The organism is Streptomyces spirodelae, assembly GCF_017676385.1.
Lineage (GTDB): Bacteria > Actinomycetota > Actinomycetes > Streptomycetales > Streptomycetaceae > Streptomyces > Streptomyces spirodelae.
The window spans coordinates 90,168-105,728 of record NZ_JAFFZN010000020.1; the positions used below are offsets into that span (position 1 = coordinate 90,168).

The 15,561-nt window shown below is 71.4% G+C and carries 15 protein-coding genes; 7 read left to right on the forward strand and 8 right to left on the reverse strand.

What is annotated here, in order from left to right; genetic code table 11:
* Positions 1 to 20: 20 nt before the first annotated feature.
* From JW592_RS21200 to JW592_RS21235, 8 genes are all read right to left on the reverse strand, one after another.
* Positions 21 to 2,225 carry an RNA degradosome polyphosphate kinase gene (locus JW592_RS21200; protein ID WP_229376521.1) on the reverse strand — a complete coding sequence of 735 codons (2,205 nt, stop codon included), beginning with the start codon at positions 2,223 to 2,225 and terminating at the stop codon, positions 21 to 23.
* 153 nt (positions 2,226 to 2,378) lie between these two features.
* Positions 2,379 to 3,074: an ester cyclase gene (locus tag JW592_RS21205; RefSeq protein WP_209266769.1), complete on the reverse strand. Its 696-nt coding sequence runs from the start codon at positions 3,072 to 3,074 to the stop codon at positions 2,379 to 2,381.
* A 98-nt stretch (positions 3,075 to 3,172) separates the two neighbouring features.
* Entirely contained in the window at positions 3,173 to 4,072 is a 900-nt protein-coding gene (mshD, locus tag JW592_RS21210) for a mycothiol synthase (protein WP_209266770.1), read from the reverse strand.
* A 122-nt stretch (positions 4,073 to 4,194) separates the two neighbouring features.
* Positions 4,195 to 5,607 carry a HAMP domain-containing sensor histidine kinase gene (locus JW592_RS21215; RefSeq protein ID WP_209266828.1) on the reverse strand — a complete coding sequence of 471 codons (1,413 nt, stop codon included), beginning with the start codon at positions 5,605 to 5,607 and terminating at the stop codon, positions 4,195 to 4,197.
* 56 nt (positions 5,608 to 5,663) lie between these two features.
* Positions 5,664 to 6,392 (reverse strand): response regulator transcription factor, encoded by a 729-nt coding sequence (locus JW592_RS21220; RefSeq protein WP_209266771.1) that lies wholly within the window; start codon positions 6,390 to 6,392, stop codon positions 5,664 to 5,666.
* Between the two features lie 37 nt (positions 6,393 to 6,429).
* Positions 6,430 to 7,470 carry a S1C family serine protease gene (locus JW592_RS21225; protein WP_209266772.1) on the reverse strand — a complete coding sequence of 347 codons (1,041 nt, stop codon included), beginning with the start codon at positions 7,468 to 7,470 and terminating at the stop codon, positions 6,430 to 6,432.
* A gap of 61 nt (positions 7,471 to 7,531) precedes the next feature.
* Positions 7,532 to 8,581: a LacI family DNA-binding transcriptional regulator gene (locus tag JW592_RS21230; protein WP_209266773.1), complete on the reverse strand. Its 1,050-nt coding sequence runs from the start codon at positions 8,579 to 8,581 to the stop codon at positions 7,532 to 7,534.
* 132 nt (positions 8,582 to 8,713) lie between these two features.
* Positions 8,714 to 9,484, reverse strand: coding sequence for a winged helix-turn-helix transcriptional regulator (locus JW592_RS21235; protein WP_209266774.1), 771 nt, complete (start codon positions 9,482 to 9,484; stop codon positions 8,714 to 8,716).
* A gap of 365 nt (positions 9,485 to 9,849) precedes the next feature.
* On the opposite strand from JW592_RS21235, the gene JW592_RS21240 reads away from it, so the two are divergent.
* The 7 genes from JW592_RS21240 to JW592_RS21270 all read left to right on the forward strand — a co-directional run bounded on the left by JW592_RS21240 (position 9,850) and on the right by JW592_RS21270 (position 15,536).
* The gene (locus JW592_RS21240; protein ID WP_209266775.1) at positions 9,850 to 10,863 is read left to right on the forward strand and encodes an alpha/beta hydrolase; all 1,014 of its coding nucleotides are present in this window, start codon (positions 9,850 to 9,852) and stop codon (positions 10,861 to 10,863) included.
* Between the two features lie 12 nt (positions 10,864 to 10,875).
* A complete protein-coding gene (locus JW592_RS21245) occupies positions 10,876 to 11,142 on the forward strand; it encodes a MoaD/ThiS family protein (protein WP_209266776.1) in 267 nt (88 codons plus the stop codon).
* Positions 11,139 to 12,437 (forward strand): hypothetical protein, encoded by a 1,299-nt coding sequence (locus JW592_RS21250; protein ID WP_209266777.1) that lies wholly within the window; start codon positions 11,139 to 11,141, stop codon positions 12,435 to 12,437. Before JW592_RS21245 ends, JW592_RS21250 begins: the two co-directional genes overlap by 4 nt.
* 134 nt (positions 12,438 to 12,571) lie before the next feature.
* Positions 12,572 to 13,288, forward strand: coding sequence for an LmeA family phospholipid-binding protein (locus tag JW592_RS21255; protein ID WP_209266778.1), 717 nt, complete (start codon positions 12,572 to 12,574; stop codon positions 13,286 to 13,288).
* A 624-nt stretch (positions 13,289 to 13,912) separates the two neighbouring features.
* Complete coding sequence (locus JW592_RS21260) at positions 13,913 to 14,749, forward strand: sulfurtransferase (protein ID WP_209266779.1); 837 nt, start codon at positions 13,913 to 13,915, stop codon at positions 14,747 to 14,749.
* Positions 14,750 to 14,800: 51 nt separating this feature from the next.
* Entirely contained in the window at positions 14,801 to 15,088 is a 288-nt protein-coding gene (locus JW592_RS21265; protein ID WP_209266780.1) for a DUF1416 domain-containing protein, read from the forward strand.
* 79 nt (positions 15,089 to 15,167) lie between these two features.
* Positions 15,168 to 15,536, forward strand: a complete 369-nt coding sequence (locus tag JW592_RS21270; protein ID WP_209266781.1) for a DsrE family protein — start codon at positions 15,168 to 15,170, stop codon at positions 15,534 to 15,536.
* The last annotated feature ends 25 nt before the right edge of the window (positions 15,537 to 15,561 follow it).

Sequence of the window (15,561 nt, forward strand, 5' to 3'; positions counted from 1 at the left end):
CACGTCGGTCACCCCGTGCGTCACGTCGCCGCCGGACCGCGCTTGCGCCGCCGCCCCTCGATCAGCATTTCCTGGACGTTGGGCAGCCGTTGCCCGTTCTCGTCGTGTGCGTGCCGGGTCCACTCGCCGTCCGGGCCCAGGCGCCAGGAGGCTGTGGTGTCCGACATCCCCGTGACCAGCAGCCGATTGAGGGAGGCGCGGTGTGCGGGGTCGGTGACCCGCACCAGCGCCTCGATCCGCCGGTCGAGGTTGCGGTGCATCATGTCGGCGCTGCCCAGCCACACTTCCGGCTCGCCGCCGTTGCCGAAGCAGAAGACCCGCGAGTGCTCCAGGAACCGGCCGAGCACGCTGCGCACTCTGATGTTCTCGCTCAGCTCCGGAACCCCGGGGCGCAACGCGCAGATGCCGCGTACCCACACCTCCACCGGTACGCCGGCCATGGAGGCGTGGTAGAGGGCGTCGCACACGGTCTCGTCCACGATGGAGTTGACCTTGATGCGGATGTACGCCTCGCGCCCGGCCCGGTGGTGGGTGATCTCCCGCTGGATACGGGAGACCAGCCCGTCCCGCAGCGAGCGGGGGGCGACCAGCAGTCGGCGGTAGGTCTCCCGCCGTGAGTAACCCGACAGCCGGTTGAACAGGTCGGACAGGTCGGCGCCGACCTGCTGGTCGGCGGTGAGCAGCCCCAGGTCCTCGTACAGCCGCGCCGTCTTGGGGTGGTAGTTGCCGGTGCCCACGTGCGCGTACCGGCGCAGCACCTCGCCCTCCTGCCGCACCACCAGCGACAGCTTGCAGTGCGTCTTGAGTCCGACCAGCCCGTAGACGACGTGGCAGCCCGCCTCTTCCAGCTTCCGCGCCCATTTGATGTTGGCCTGCTCGTCGAACCGTGCCTTGATCTCGACCAGGACGAGCACCTGCTTGCCGGACTCGGCTGCATCGATCAGCGCGTCCACGATCGGGGAGTCGCCCGAGGTGCGGTACAGCGTCTGCTTGATCGCCAGCACGTCCGGATCACCGGCCGCCTGCTCCAGGAACGCCTGCACGGAGGTGGAGAACGAGTCGTAGGGGTGGTGCAGCAGTACGTCACGCTGGCGCAGCGCCGCGAAGATGTCCGGCGGCGAGGCCGACTCGACCTCTGCGAGGTCCCGGTGGGTGCCGGCCACATACTTCGGGTACTTCAGCTCCGGCCGGTCCATCGCCGAGGCGATCCCGGACAGCCCGGTCAGATCGAGCGGCCCCGGCAGCGGGCAGACCTCGGCCTCGCTCACCTTCAGCTCGCGGACCAGCAGGTCGAGGACGTACGGGTCGATGGACTCCTCCACCTCCAGCCGCACGGGCGGGCCGAACCTGCGCCGCATCAGCTCCTTCTCCAGGGCCTGGAGCAGGTTCTCCGCGTCGTCCTCCTCGACCTCCAGGTCCTCGTTCCGCGTCACCCGGAACATGTGGTGCGCCAGCACCTCCATACCCGGGAAGAGCTCCTCCAGGTGCGCGGCGATCACGTCCTCCAGCGGGACGTAGCGGTGCGGCGACGCCTCCAGGAAGCGCGGCAGCAGCGGCGGCACCTTCACCCGTGCGAAGTGGTTGTGCCCGCTGACGGGGTTGCGGACGACCACGGCGAGGTTGAGCGACAGCCCGGAGATGTACGGGAACGGGTGCGCCGGGTCGACGGCGAGCGGGGTGAGGACCGGGTAGATCTGCCGCCTGAAGAGGGTGAACAGTCGGGCCTGTTCCGCCTCGGTCAGCTCCGCCCAGCGGATCAGATGCAGCCCTTCGGCGGCCAGCGCGGGGGAGATCTCCCGCTGGTAGCAGGCGGCGTGCCGGGCCATGAGCTCCCGCGAACGGTTCCAGATGCCCTCCAGCACCTCGCGCGGCTGGAGCCCCGAGGCACTGCGGGTCGCCACCCCGGTCGCTATCCGGCGCTTGAGCCCCGCGACGCGGACCATGAAGAACTCGTCCAGGTTGCCGGCGAAGATCGCGAGGAAGTTCGCGCGTTCGAGCAGTGGCGTCTCGGGGTCCTCGGCGAGTTCGAGTACGCGCTCGTTGAACGCCAGCCAGCTCTGTTCGCGGTCCAGGAAGCGGTCAGCCGGCAGGTCGGCGGCCGCCGTGCCGTCCGGGAGATCCCGGCCGCCCTCGTACACATCGGCGTCGGAGTCGAGGTCCGGGTCCAGGCCCAGGTCTGGGCTCGCCCCGAGGACGTTGCTGGTGACTTTGCCGGGGTCGGTCATACCGCCATTGTCGATGCTCTGCGCTGGGAGGCTCTCTGCCAGGGAGGACCGGGCCATTCCGCGAGGCTCGCACGAGAGTTTGAATCAACGGTTACGCCGACATGGCATCGCGGGGTTCCCCGGGTGGCCTGCCGGTTGGCCACCCTGGGTGGTTCAGATCTCCAGGGCCCCCAGTTGCCGTAGCAGGCCGAGGTCGTCCCAGTTCCACCAGCTTTCGGCGATCTTGCCGCCCCGGCAGCGGAACGTGGCGTGCATGGTGCCGGCGACGTCCTGGTCGGTGGGCTCCAGGCCCTGGTAGGTGCCGGTGTGCCGACCTCGGTAGGTCATCCGGCAGGCCACCAGTTCGCCCTCGGCGATCATGCTCTCCACCGTGATCGTGGGGTTGAAAGCGCCCATGATCTCGGCGTTCTCCCGTTTGGCCTGGGCGAGGTCCAGGTCGTAGGAGGAGAGGGAGGGGTCGTGCTCCCGGTAGTCGTCGGTGCACAGCGCGTCGGTGGCGTCGGGGTCGCCCGCGTTGACGACCTCTTCGAAGAAGCGGCTGACGACGAGCTTGTTGAGCTGGTCGTCCCGTATGACGTCGAGGTCCGTGAAGGTGGGCATCTCGTCACAGGCAGCAACCAGTTCCTGGAAGATGCGGTTGGTCTCGGGCAGTTCCGAGTTCTTCATCGCCTCCTCGTAGGACGGGAACTCCACGATCTCGATGACATGGGTGGAATCCGAGCGGTCCTGCCCGACCATCGAGTGCGTGGCGGTCCGCTTGCCCTGGGTCGCCTCGACCCAGTCGTCCATCAGCCTGTCGAGTTGATCGACATTGCCGGTCTTGCAGTCGATGAACTGGACGAATGTCATGAGTGCCTCCAGAGCGAGGAACGGCACAAAACGGAATGAAATCTTCTGATTTCAGGGTAGGCGTCGGCTTCCGCCCTCGCTCCTTCGGCCGGGAGCCCTCACGTCTCCGTGCGGTACATCAGGTCCGTCTCATGGGTGCGGAAGCCCAGGCCCTCGTAGACGCGGACGGCGGCGGTGTTGTCGGCGTCGACGTAGAGCATGGCGGTCGGTAGCCCGCGCTCCTCGGCGAGGTACCGCAGGCCGATGGCGGTGAGGGCCTTGCCGAGGCCGCTGCCCTGGGCTTCGGGGCTGACCCCGAGGACATAGACCTCGCCCAGTTCCTCGGCCGAGTGCACCTTCGTCCAGTGGAAGCCGACCAGGCGCCCGTCCCGTTCGGCGAGGAAGAAGCCGACCGGGTCGAACCAGGGCTCAGTCTTGCGGTCCTCCAGGTCTCGCTGGGTGAGATTGCCCTGCTCGGGGTGGTGCGCGAAGGCGGCGGCGTTGAGGGCCAGCCAGGCGGCGTCGTCCTCCCCCGGACGGAAGGCCCGAATCGTCACCCCCTCAGGCAGTGACGGTTCGGACAGGTCGAACCCGGCGAGCGGGCGCCGCAGCTGCCGCAGCTCGCGGAAGAGGGTCATGCCCAGGCTCTGCGCCAGGTGCCGGGCCGCCGGGTGACCGCCGTGCGCCCAGACCCGCAGCCGCCGCCCGGACTGCTCCATGAGCACCTGCCCCAGCCGCCTGCCGAAGCCGTTGCCCCGGCGCGTGGGTGCGACGACGAGCTCCCCGGCGGGTGCCTCCACCGGGTCGGTGTCCTCCAGTTGCGCGTAACCGGCCAGGACCCCGTCGCCGTCGCGCAGCAGCAGGTGGCGCACGCCCGGGCGCGCGCCGCCGCGCAGTTGGAGCCGGCCCTGCTCGGAGACGGCGGGCTGGCCGTCCTCCCGTGCGGCTGCGTCGATCAGCGCCTGGACCTCTCGTACGCCCTCCGCGGACACCTCGTCCACAACATCCACGTCACTCATGGGAACGACCCTACGGCCGAACGCGGGCGAACGGACCGCCCGTCCCCCATCCCGCCCGTCCCGCGAGCTCGGTCGGTCCCGCGAGCTCGGTCGGTCCCGCGAGCTCAGCCGGTCCCGTACGATCAGCCGGGCGCCCCGGTGGGCGGCGGGGTGGGGGCTCCGGGCAGCCGCAGTACCGCCTCGGTCCCCGGACCGCCGTCCGCGGGCTGCTGGAGCCGCACTTCGCCGCCGCTCTGCCGCACGGTGCGGGCGACGATCGACAGGCCGAGGCCCGATCCTGGCAGGCTCCGCGCCGAGGGGGAGCGCCAGAAGCGGTCGAAGACGTGCGGGAGTTCGTCGGCGGGCACCCCCGGGCCCTGGTCCCGCACGGTCAGCACTCCGTCGCGCAGCCGGGTGTGCACGGTGCCGCCCTCGGGACTGAACTTGATCGCGTTGTCCAGCAGATTGACCACCGACCGCTCCAGGGCCGCCGGTTCGGCCCGCACGTACCAGGGGGCGAGGTCCGTCGTCAGGGTCAGCCGAGGACCGCGCGGGCGGACCCGTTCCACGGCGCGCTGGGCGATCTCGTGCAGCCCGACGACCTCCGTGCGGGCGGGAGCGCCCGGCTCCTGGACGCTCCCCTCGGCCTCGGGCGCGGCCTGCGGACGCGAGAGCTCCTGCAGGTCGCCGATGAGGTCGGCCAGCTCGGCCATCTGCGCCTGCACGGACGTCAGCAGTTCCCTGCGGTCCTCCTCGGGCAGTGCCCGCCCGGTCTCCTCGCTGCGCACCAGCAGATCGATGTTGGTGCGCAGCGACGTCAGCGGGGTGCGCAGCTCGTGGCCCGCGTCCGCGATCAGTTGCTGCTGCAGCTCGCGCGAGGAGGCCAGCGCCTCGGTCATGGCGTTGAAGGAGCGGGAGAGCCGGGCGATCTCGTCGTGCCCGTCCGTGGGGATGCGCACTGCCAGATCCTCGGTGCGGGCGATGTGCTCGACGGCCTCGGTGAGCCGGTCGACGGGCCGCAGCCCGGCGCGGGCCAGTGCGACGCCGGCGCCCGCCGCACCCAGCACACCCGCGCCGCCGACCAGGGAGAGGATCAGCGCGAGGTTGCGGAGCGACTCGTCGATCTCGGCCATCGGCCGGGCCACCGAAACCGCGAGGTTGGTGCCCGCCACGGGGGTGGTGCGCACCCGGTACTCGGTGCCGTTGGTGGCGCGCGCCGTGTGCAGGGACTCGCGCCGGCCCCGCTCGGCCACCCGCACATCCGCGTCGGTCACATCCAGCTTCCGCCCGACGATCACGCAGCTGCTGCCGGAGGTGTCCACCACCTGCACGGTGGCGCCGAAGGGGTTGGGCGCGGGCCGGTCGGGCGGTGTGCACTGCCCGGACTGCACCCGGTCGACGACGGTGCCGGGCGAGACGGAGGTGTCACGCAGCGAGTCGTCCAGGGAGCCCAGCAGCTGCGCGCGTACGAGGAACCAGCAGGCCAGCGCGCAGGCGGCGACCGCCAGCGCGACCGTGGTGGCGGCCAGCAGCGCCAGGCGTCCGCGCAGCGGCATGGAGACGGCCCGGGCGCTCCGGCGCCGCAGCCGGAACAGCGTGCTGCGCGGAGAGCTCACGCCTCGTCCCGCAGCACATAGCCCACGCCGCGCACCGTGTGCACCAGGCGCGGCTCGCCGCCCGCCTCGGTCTTGCGCCGCAGGTACATCACATACACATCCAGCGAGTTGGACGACGGCTCGAAGTCGAAGCCCCAGACGGCCTTGAGGATCTGCTCCCTGGTGAGCACCTGACGCGGGTGGGCCAGGAACATCTCCAGCAGCGTGTACTCGGTACGCGTCAGCTCCACAGACCGCTCGCCCCGGGTGACCTCCCGGGTGAGCAGGTCCATCCGCAGGTCGGCGAAGGTCAGCGTCTCCGGCTCCTGGGCCGCCTCGGCCTGCGCCTGGGCGCGCGCGTAGGAGCTGCGCCGCAGCAAGGCGCGGACGCGGGCGAGGAGTTCGTCCAGTTCGAACGGTTTGACGAGGTAGTCGTCGGCTCCCGCGTCCAGCCCGGTGACGCGGTCGCCGACGGTGTCGCGCGCTGTCAGCATCAGTACGGGCACCCGCACCCCGGTGGCCCGCAGCCTGCGCGCGGCCGTCAGTCCGTCCATCCGGGGCATCAGCACGTCGAGCACGATCAGATCGGGCTGGTGCTCGGCCACCTTCTCCAGGGCCTCGGCGCCGTCGGCAGCCAGCAGTGTCTCGTACCCCTCGAAGCTCAGGCTGCGGCGGAGCGCGTCACGGACGGCGGGCTCGTCGTCCACGACGAGGATGGTCTGTTTCGTCTGCGTCTCGGCGGGCATGGTCACCAGCTTGGCACCGCCCTCACCTGCGGGAGCGTCATGCACCGCCGTCCCGCAGCGAGTCCAGGTCCTGCTTCACGTCGTTGACCGGGATGGCGAAGCCGAGCCCGACGCTGCCCGCGCTGGCCTGGGGCGCCTGTCCATTGCCCGAACCGGACGAGAAGATGGCCGAGTTTATGCCGATGACCTGCCCGGCCATGTTGAACAGCGGGCCCCCGGAGTTGCCCGGGTTGAGGGAGGCGTCGGTCTGAATGGCCTTGTAGGTGGTGGTCTCCCCCTGGACACCGCCGTTGTACTGGCCGCCGCCGAACTCGAACGGCCAGCCGTCGCCGTTCCCCTGGCCGCCCTGCAGTTCATTCTGGTCGCCGTCCGCCTTGGGGACCTTCACCTCGCGGTCCTTGGCGGAGACGATGCCGCTGGTCACGGTGTTCGACAGGCCCTCGGGCGAGCCGATGGCGACCACCTGGTCCCCGACGCCGACCGCGTCGGAGTCGCCGAGCGCGGCGGGCTTGAGATCGCTCTGCCCGTCCACCTTGAGCAGCGCCAGGTCCTTGTCGGCGTCGGTGCCCACCACCTTCGCCCGCGCGGTCCTGCCGTCGCTGAAGGTGACCTTCACGGTGTCGGCACCGGAGACGACATGGTTATTGGTGAGGATCTGGCCGTCCTTGGTGATGATGACGCCCGAGCCGGTCGACTGCCCCGAGCCGCCGGTCGCCTTGATCTCCACCACGCTGTCCTTGACGCTCTCCACCACCTGGGAGACCTTGCCCTGCGCTGTCGCGTTGCTGCCGCTGGCGGTGGGCGCCGCCACGCTCGTCCCGCCGTCGCCGCCCAACAGCTGCTCCATGCCGTACGCGGTGCCTCCGCCGATCACCGCTGCGGCCAGCGCCACGGCGCTCAGCAGCGCGGCGGGCCGCCGCATCCGGCGCCGCCGCGGGTGGGGGCCGCCCTCGTGCGTGGGGAACGTGGCGTACGGCGGCTCGGCCGGAGGCGGAGGCACGGCACCGAAGGAGGCTGTGCCCTGCGCGTGCTGCGAGTGCCGCGAGTCCTGCGGGTTCTCCCGCTCGAAGTTCTCCATGCCCCTGAGGGTGGCTCCGCAATATGAGAGCTCTCTGAAGAGGCCCTGAGAAACCCCCGAGTTATGCCGGGTCGCAGCCGCAGGAGCGGCGGATGACGAGCCCTGACGGAAACTGCCGCACCCGGCCCTTGCTGCCGGGCACCCCGCCGTTGCGGGTGCCGGGAATCCGCAGCGACTCGTCCAGCACCAGGTCGACGGCCGCCTTCGCCATCGCCTCGCGGTCCGAGCCGACGGTGGTCAGTGGGGGATCGGTCAGCCCCGCCTCCTTCACGTCGTCGAACCCGGCGACCGCCAGCTCGCCGGGCACGTCGATGCCCAGCTCGCGCGCCGCGCGCAGCACTCCGATGGCCTGGTCGTCGGTGGCGCAGAACAGCGCGGTGGGACGGTCCGGGCCGCGCAGCAGGTCCAGTGCGACCCGGTAGGTGTCGTACCGGTTGTACGGGGCCTGGAAGAGGCGGCCCTCGACGGACTTGCCCGCCTCCCTCATCGCCCGGCTCCAGCCCTCGACGTGGTCGGTGACCGGGTCCCCGTGCTTCGGCGTGGACTCCATCCCGCCGAGGCAGGCCACGTAGTCGTGCCCGTGCTCCAGCAGATGCCGGGTGGCCAGCTGGGCGCCGCCCATGTCGTCGAGGACGACGGCGACGTCGTCGATGGCCTCGGGCCGCCGGTGCATCAGCACGACGCGGGCGTCCCACGCGTCGATCTCCGTGGCCGCGTGCTCGCTGGGCCCCGCGCTGATCAGGATGAGCCCTGAGACCCGCATACCGAGGAAAGCGCGCAGGTAGTGCACCTCGCGCTCGTCCAGATAGTCCGAATTGCCGACCAGCACCATCTTGCCGCGCTCGGCCGCCGCGCGTTCGACGGCATGCGCCATCTCCGCGAAGAACGGCTGGCGGGCGTCCGGGACGACCAGCCCTATGAGGTCGGTACGCCGCGACGCCATGGCCTGCGCCACCCGGTCGGGGCGGTACCCCAACTCCTTGATCGCCGCGAGCACCCGCTCGCGGGTCGCCGGCGCGACCGGACGGGGACCGTTGTTGATCACATAACTGACAACGGCTGTCGAGGTCCCCGCCACCCTCGCCACGTCGTCCCGCGTCACCTTGGCCACGCCGAGAGTCTACGCGGGATGAGCCACCCTCTCCCCCGCCGCGACGGCGATCAGCCGAAGCGTACGTACCCGGCGGTGCCGAACCCACCCGCAGTACGGGTCGTTCGGCACCGCCGGACAGGTACGTCGTGATCAGTCGCCGTTGCGGCGGGAAGTCCCGGCGGCCTCCCTCGTGACACGCTCCGCCTCATCCGCGACGGACTCGGCCGGGCCCTCGCTCTTCTCGGCCCCCTTCTCGGGAGCGACGAAGCGGTAGCCCACATTGCGTACGGTCCCGATCAGCGCCTCGTGCTCGGGCCCGAGCTTCGCGCGCAGCCGCCGCACATGGACATCCACGGTGCGGGTGCCGCCGAAGTAGTCGTACCCCCACACCTCCTGGAGCAGCTGGGCGCGGGTGAAGACCCGCCCGGGGTGCTGCGCGAGGAACTTCAGCAGCTCGAACTCCTTGAAGGTCAGATCCAGGATGCGGCCCTTCAGCTTGGCGCTGTAGGTCGCCTCGTCGACCGACAGATCACCGTTGCGGATCTCCATCGGACTGTCGTCCGCTGCGACCTGTCGGCGGCCGGTGGCCAGCCGCAGCCGGGCCTCCACCTCGGCGGGGCCCGCGGTCTCCAGCAGGACGTCGTCCACGCCCCACTCCGCCGTGACGGCGGCGAGCCCGCCCTCCGTGACGATCAGCATCAGCGGACAGCCGGGCCCGGTCGAGCGCAGCAGCTGGCACAGCGACCTGACCTGCGGCAGGTCGCGACGGCCGTCGACGAGGATCACATCGGCGGACGGCGCGTCCACCAGCGCGGGCCCCTCGGCGGGGGCGACCCGCACGTTGTGCAGGAGCAGCCCCAGCGCGGGCAGCACCTCGGAGGAGGGCTGGAGTGCGTTGGTGAGAAGAAGCAGTGAACTCATGCGATGACACCCCTCTGCACGAGGGTCCACGTGCCACGTGGTTGGTGCGCTTTCGAACGGCCTCGGTTCCGGTCTCGGTTCTGCACGGTTCGCTTGCCCATGACGTCGAGTTCCCTCCTGGCGCCCCGCGTCCCGGGCGCCACCCGGGACATGGCCCGGGGGAATATGGCGGCACTGCTTCGTACGGCACTGCCCGAGGGCCGGGCCGCGGCCTGTCCCACCGGCCCCGACCCCCAGAAAGCACAAAAGGACCCGGGGGCGACGCTGCCCGGATCCTGCTTGCAGAGCAGAATACCCGGACGAGGGACCGAGCGGCATGTGATGTCGCTCGCGATCACCAGCAGACCATTACGGAGAGTTTCCCTATGGGTGCGGTTCGCACCGTGTTGCGGGCGGCGGACGGGGTCCGCATCGAGGCCGAGTACGAGCCGTACGCGGGCAGGGCCACCGGCGCCGAAGCGGCCGGGGACCCGGGCGTGATCGTGGTGGCGCACGGTTTCACCGGCTCCCTCGACCGGCCCGCGCTGCGCCGGGCGGCCACCGCGTTCACCCGGTACGCGGCCGTCGTGACCTTCTCCTTCCGGGGCCACGGCCGCTCGGGCGGGCGCTCGACCGTGGGTGACCTGGAGGTACTGGACCTGGCGGCCGCCGTGGCGTGGGCCCGTACGTTCGGACACCGCCGGGTGGCGACCGTCGGCTTCTCGATGGGTGGCTCCGTCGTCCTGCGGCACGGGGCGCTGCACCGCGCCGGGGCGCTGCACCGCGCCGAACGCGGCACCGAACGCGGCGCCGGGCACCCCGCCGGTCACCCAGCGTCAACCTCCGATCCGGTGATGCACAGGGGGCGCACAGTCGCGCGCACACCCGCCCGGGGCGGCGCACACGACGCAGGAGACGCGCGGAGTGACGCGTACGCCGACGCCGTGGTCGCCGTCAGCGCACCCGCGCGCTGGTACTACCGCGGCACGGCGCCGATGCGGCGGCTGCACTGGGCCATCCAGCACCCCCTCGGCCGCCTCGTCTCGCGCTACGGGCTCCGCACCCGCGTCCACCACCGGGACTGGGACCCGGTCCCCCTCTCGCCCGTCGCCGCGGCCCCGCTGATCGCCCCCGTACCGCTGCTGGTCGTACACGGCGACCAGGACCCCTACTTCCCTGTCGACCATCCCCTCGCCCTCGCCGAGGCGGCGGACCCGGAAGCGTCCGAGCTGTGGCTGCTGCCCGGTTTCGGCCACGCGGAGAACTCCGCCGACGCCGCGCTGCTGGACCGGATCGCCGACTGGGCGGCGACCCGGCTACAAGCACCGGCCGCGAGGGCCCATCATGTAAGCCGCACACCGGATCACCTACCGGACGCCACCGAGGGCACGGACGGCTGAGAGGGACCCACCATGGCCAGCGGCACGATCCGCTACTGGGCGGCGGCGAAGGCCGCGGCAGGCACCGCCGAGGAGCCGTACGACGCCGGCACCCTCGCGGACGCGCTACGGCGCGCGCGAGAGCGGCACGCAGAGCGGCCCGAGTTCGCACGCGTACTACTGCGCTGCTCCTTCCTGGTGGACGGCGACCCGGTCGGCACCCGCACCCACGAGACCGTTCAGCTCAGCGAGGGCGGCACCGTCGAGGTCCTCCCCCCGTTCGCCGGAGGCGCCCGATGAACGAGGACCGGTACGAGGACCCCTACGGGGCGCACCGGGGCGCGTACGACGGCGCCTCCGCGTATGACGGCTCCTACCAGGCGGCACACGACGGGACGCATGACGCGACGTACAACGCGCCGTACGACGCCTCGTATGACCCGGCGGCCCCGGCGTACGACGTCACCTACGAGGTGACCCGGGCCGACGCACCGCCGCCGCCCCACCTCCCGCAGCCGCCGCAGCTGTCACAGGGGGCCTCCTGGGACCCCGGCGTACGGCCCCATGAGGCACCGTCGGCGCACCAGCCGCTGCCCGAACCCGTCGGCACGCCCTGGCCCGGGGCTCCCGGACCCCTCCCACCGGAAGACCGCTCCGAACCGATGCCGATGCCCCAGCCCCAAGCCCAGCCACAGCCACAGCCGCAACCGCAACCGCAGCCGGGACCCCGGCCTCAGCCTCAGCCCTACGGCGTGCAGGCTCCCGCCCCGGCCCCGCAGCCGCAGCCCGACCCGGGCCCGGAGGCCGCCGGCGCACCGTCGGCCGTCGGCGTGCCGTCGGCACCGGCGGGGGCGCGGCAGCGCACCGGGTCGCCGATCATCGCGCCGGGCTTCCAGCCCGCGGCCGTCACCACGGTGCTGGCGGCGCTGCTCGCGGTCACCGCGCCGCTGGGGCAGGGGGCGCTCACCGGTGCCCTCGTACTTCTCCAGGCGCTGACAGCGGCGGGCTGGTATCGGCTGAACGGGATGTGGCCGGCCCGGCAGGGCATCGCGCTGGCGTTCGTCGCGGGGCTGACGGCCGACGCCGGGCTGCTGCTGACCGACGGCTCGGCGAACGCGCCGACGGTGCTGCTCGGCGCGGCAGGTGTCTGGTGCGTGCTCTCGCTCGTGCTGCAGTTGCGCAACAACTCCAGCCCCGACGAGCGCCTGTACGCGCTCACCGCGGGCTTCGCCGCCATCGGTCTGACCGTGCTGGCCGCCGGTCTGCTCCCCACCGAGCCCGACGCCGTGACGGTGGGTGCGGCCGCCGTCGCGGTGGGAACGCTCGCACGCGCCGTTCCGCTGCCCGCCCCGGTCTCGGTGCTGTTCGCGCTCGCCGCTGCGGCGGGGGCCGGAGCTGCGACGGGCCAGCTCACGGGGGTGGACACGGTCCCGGGCGCGCTGACCGGCCTGGGCGCGGGCGTCTGTGCGCTGCTGGGCCTGCGGGTGGCCAGTTACGACTGGCCCTCCCGGTTCGTGCACATGACGGCGGGCGTCGCGCTCCCCCTCACCCTGGCCACTCCGGCGCTGTATCTGCTGGGCCGCAACCTGCTGTAACAACGCCCCACCGACCTCGTCCGTCACACCAGCCCCTGGCCTGATACCGCTCCTTGCGGGTTACGCTCGCAGCTAGTCGGCCGACTTGGCCGACCGGCTCGTGGCCAGCCGACTCCTGGGGGGATACGGACGCGATGCGCGCACTTCGCATACTGCTTGTGATCCTGGTGGTACTCGCCGGGCTCTTCGTGGCGGCCGACCGCGTCGCGGTGAACCTCGCGGAGGACGAGGTGGCGAAGAAGCTGAAGGGCCGGCTCGGTTCCGCCTCGTCCGGGGAACCGTCCGTGTCCATCGAGGGCTTCCCCTTCCTGACCCAGGTACTCGCCAAGGACCTTGACAAGGTGAAGGTCGAGGTCGAGGGCGTCACCGCCACCACCAGCGACCGCCAGGTGCGGCTGAGCAAGGTGAGCATGGAGGCCCGCGACGTGAAGCTGTCGAACAACTTCGGCTCCGCGGTCGCCGAGCGGGCCACCGGCACCGTGCATCTGTCCTACGCCGATCTGACCAAGGCGGCGGACGACGGCGTGCGGGTCAGCTACGGCGGCAAGAGCACTTCCGGCAAGGACCAGGTGAAGGTCAGCGCCGCGGTGGCCCTCCCGATGGTGGGCCGCACCCTGGAGCGGAGCGTCTACAGCACCGTCAGCGTGACGGGCGGCAACACGGTGCGGCTGCACGCCGACGAGGTTCCCGGCTCGAAGATCCCCGGCGTCGAGGAAGCGATCCGCAAGAAGATCGACTTCGATCGCACGATCGACCGGCTGCCCGAGGGGCTGAAGCTGGAGAAGGTCGAGACCACGAAGGAAGGTGTGGACGTCTCCATGTCCGGCACGGATGTCCATCTGGCCGGCTGAGCACACGGATGCCTTTCCGGCCGGCTGAGCAGGGGCTGCCCCTTGCTGCGCGTCGCAGGCTGTGGGCTTGTTGTGGTCACTGGGGGCACCTCCCGGCCAGAGGCTGGGGGAGCAGTTCCCCGCGCCCCTGACGGGGCGCAGGCGCGAGACCTGACGTCCGGTATTCGAGACTGCGGGAGCCCGGGGCGCGTCACCCCGGCCCCTCCCCCCGCGATCACTCCCACATGGCGGACGAACCCGTCTCACATCGCGGATCGGCGGTGACACGGGGCCGCCCTCGTCCTTACGATCGACCGTATGAAGCGACAGGCGGACCTCACGAAGCGCCGGGCAGTGGACCTGTGCCGCATCGCCGCCATGCTCTGTCGCGGCTCCCGCTGACCCGCTGACCGTCCGCGCGTTCCGCCGACGCACAGCGCCTCCGGCGCCGCCCCCGCAGCGCGCCGCAGAGCAGTTCCGCATACGACTCCGCGCGCACCGCAGCGCGCACGGCGCACGGCGCACAGCAACGGCCACACGACATCGTGCGCCCGGCCCACAACGGCGCCGCCGGTGCCGCCGCGTACGCGTACCCCTGTTCGCCCGCCTTCCGCCGCATCCACCCACCTCACGAGGAGAGACAGCATGAGCCGCAGCGACGTTCTGGTCGACGCCGACTGGGTCGAGGCCCACATCGACGACCCGAAGGTGGTGATCGTCGAGGTCGACGAGGACACCTCGGCCTACGACAAGAACCACATCAAGAACGCGATCCGCATCGACTGGAAGCAGGACCTCCAGGACCCGGTGCGCCGCGACTTCGTGGATCAGGAAGGCTTCGAGAAGCTGCTGTCCGCCAAGGGCATCGCCAACGACGACACCGTCGTGCTCTACGGCGGCAACAACAACTGGTTCGCCGCCTACGCCTACTGGTACTTCAAGCTCTACGGCCACCAGGACGTCAAGCTCCTCGACGGCGGCCGCAAGAAGTGGGAGCTGGACTCCCGCGACCTGGTCGCCGAGGTGCCCGAGCGCCCGGCCACCGCGTACAAGGCCAAGCCGCAGGACACCTCCATCCGCGCCTTCCGCGACGAGGTCGTCGACGCGATCGGCAGCAAGAATCTGGTGGACGTGCGCTCTCCCGACGAGTTCAGCGGCAAGCTGCTGGCCCCGGCCCACCTGCCGCAGGAGCAGTCGCAGCGTCCGGGCCACGTGCCCAGCGCCCGCAACATCCCCTGGTCGAAGTCGGCCAACGACGACGGCACCTTCAAGTCCGACGACGAGCTCACGGAGCTGTACCAGGCCGAGGGCGTCGACCTGGGCAAGGACACCATCGCCTACTGCCGCATCGGTGAGCGCTCCGCGCACACCTGGTTCGTGCTCCACGAGCTGCTGGGCCAGGAGAACGTCAAGAACTACGACGGTTCCTGGACCGAGTACGGCTCGCTCGTCGGCGTCCCCGTCGAGCTCGGCTCCAACTGACCCTCGCGGCCACCGCGGGCCCTCCCCTCCCTCCCGAAAGGACCCCCTCTGATGTGCGGAGCACAGACCGGCGGCCCCGACGCCTCCACCATCAAGCCCGGTGAGACCACCATCCAGGGCAGCGTGACCCGTGACGGGGAGCCCGTCACCGGTTACGTGCGGCTGCTGGACTCGACCGGTGAGTTCACCGCGGAGGTTCCGACCTCCGCCACCGGCCAGTTCCGCTTCTACGCGGCCGAGGGCACCTGGACGGTCCGCGCGCTGGTGCCCGGCGGCACCGCCGACCGGACCGTTGTGGCCCAGGACGGCGGGCTCGCCGAGGTCACCATCGCGGTCTGACCCAGCTCTTCCCCCCGGGGGCTCCGTCCCTGGGTCCCGGCGGCGGGGCCCAGGGACGGAGCCCCCATATGCTTGACGTATGGCATCCCGGAGCAAGCTCGTCATCAAGGTCACCGCGGGCGCGGACGCGCCCGAGAGGTGTTCGCAGGCATTCACGGTGGCCTCCGTCGCGGCGGCCAGCGGCACCGAAGTGAGCCTGTGGCTGACCGGCGAGTCCGCCTGGTTCGCCCTCCCGGGGCGCGCCGCGGAGTTCGAGCTGCCGCACGCGGCGCCGCTGCCCGATCTGATGGCAGCGGTCCAGGCGGGCGGCCGTATCACCCTGTGCACCCAGTGCGCGGCCCGCAGGGGCATCGAGGAGAAGGACGTCATCGAAGGGGTCCGCATCGCGGGCGCTCAGCTGTTCGTGAGCGAGATCATGCCCGAGGGCGTGCAGGCCCTCGTCTACTGAGTCGTGCGCCGAGTCGTTTGCCGAG

Bases quoted from the DNA above. Each gene is read 5' to 3' on its own strand.
- JW592_RS21200 (WP_229376521.1), bottom strand. From the start codon at position 2,225: ATGACCGACCCCGGCAAAGTCACCAGCAACGTCCTCGGGGCGAGCCCA.
- JW592_RS21205 (WP_209266769.1), bottom strand. From the start codon at position 3,074: ATGACATTCGTCCAGTTCATCGACTGCAAGACCGGCAATGTCGATCAA.
- mshD (WP_209266770.1), bottom strand. From the start codon at position 4,072: ATGAGTGACGTGGATGTTGTGGACGAGGTGTCCGCGGAGGGCGTACGA.
- JW592_RS21215 (WP_209266828.1), bottom strand. From the start codon at position 5,607: ATGCCGCTGCGCGGACGCCTGGCGCTGCTGGCCGCCACCACGGTCGCG.
- JW592_RS21220 (WP_209266771.1), bottom strand. From the start codon at position 6,392: ATGCCCGCCGAGACGCAGACGAAACAGACCATCCTCGTCGTGGACGAC.
- JW592_RS21225 (WP_209266772.1), bottom strand. From the start codon at position 7,470: ATGGAGAACTTCGAGCGGGAGAACCCGCAGGACTCGCGGCACTCGCAG.
- JW592_RS21235 (WP_209266774.1), bottom strand. From the start codon at position 9,484: ATGAGTTCACTGCTTCTTCTCACCAACGCACTCCAGCCCTCCTCCGAG.
- JW592_RS21240 (WP_209266775.1), top strand. From the start codon at position 9,850: ATGGGTGCGGTTCGCACCGTGTTGCGGGCGGCGGACGGGGTCCGCATC.
- JW592_RS21245 (WP_209266776.1), top strand. From the start codon at position 10,876: ATGGCCAGCGGCACGATCCGCTACTGGGCGGCGGCGAAGGCCGCGGCA.
- JW592_RS21250 (WP_209266777.1), top strand. From the start codon at position 11,139: ATGAACGAGGACCGGTACGAGGACCCCTACGGGGCGCACCGGGGCGCG.
- JW592_RS21255 (WP_209266778.1), top strand. From the start codon at position 12,572: ATGCGCGCACTTCGCATACTGCTTGTGATCCTGGTGGTACTCGCCGGG.
- JW592_RS21260 (WP_209266779.1), top strand. From the start codon at position 13,913: ATGAGCCGCAGCGACGTTCTGGTCGACGCCGACTGGGTCGAGGCCCAC.
- JW592_RS21265 (WP_209266780.1), top strand. From the start codon at position 14,801: ATGTGCGGAGCACAGACCGGCGGCCCCGACGCCTCCACCATCAAGCCC.
- JW592_RS21270 (WP_209266781.1), top strand. From the start codon at position 15,168: ATGGCATCCCGGAGCAAGCTCGTCATCAAGGTCACCGCGGGCGCGGAC.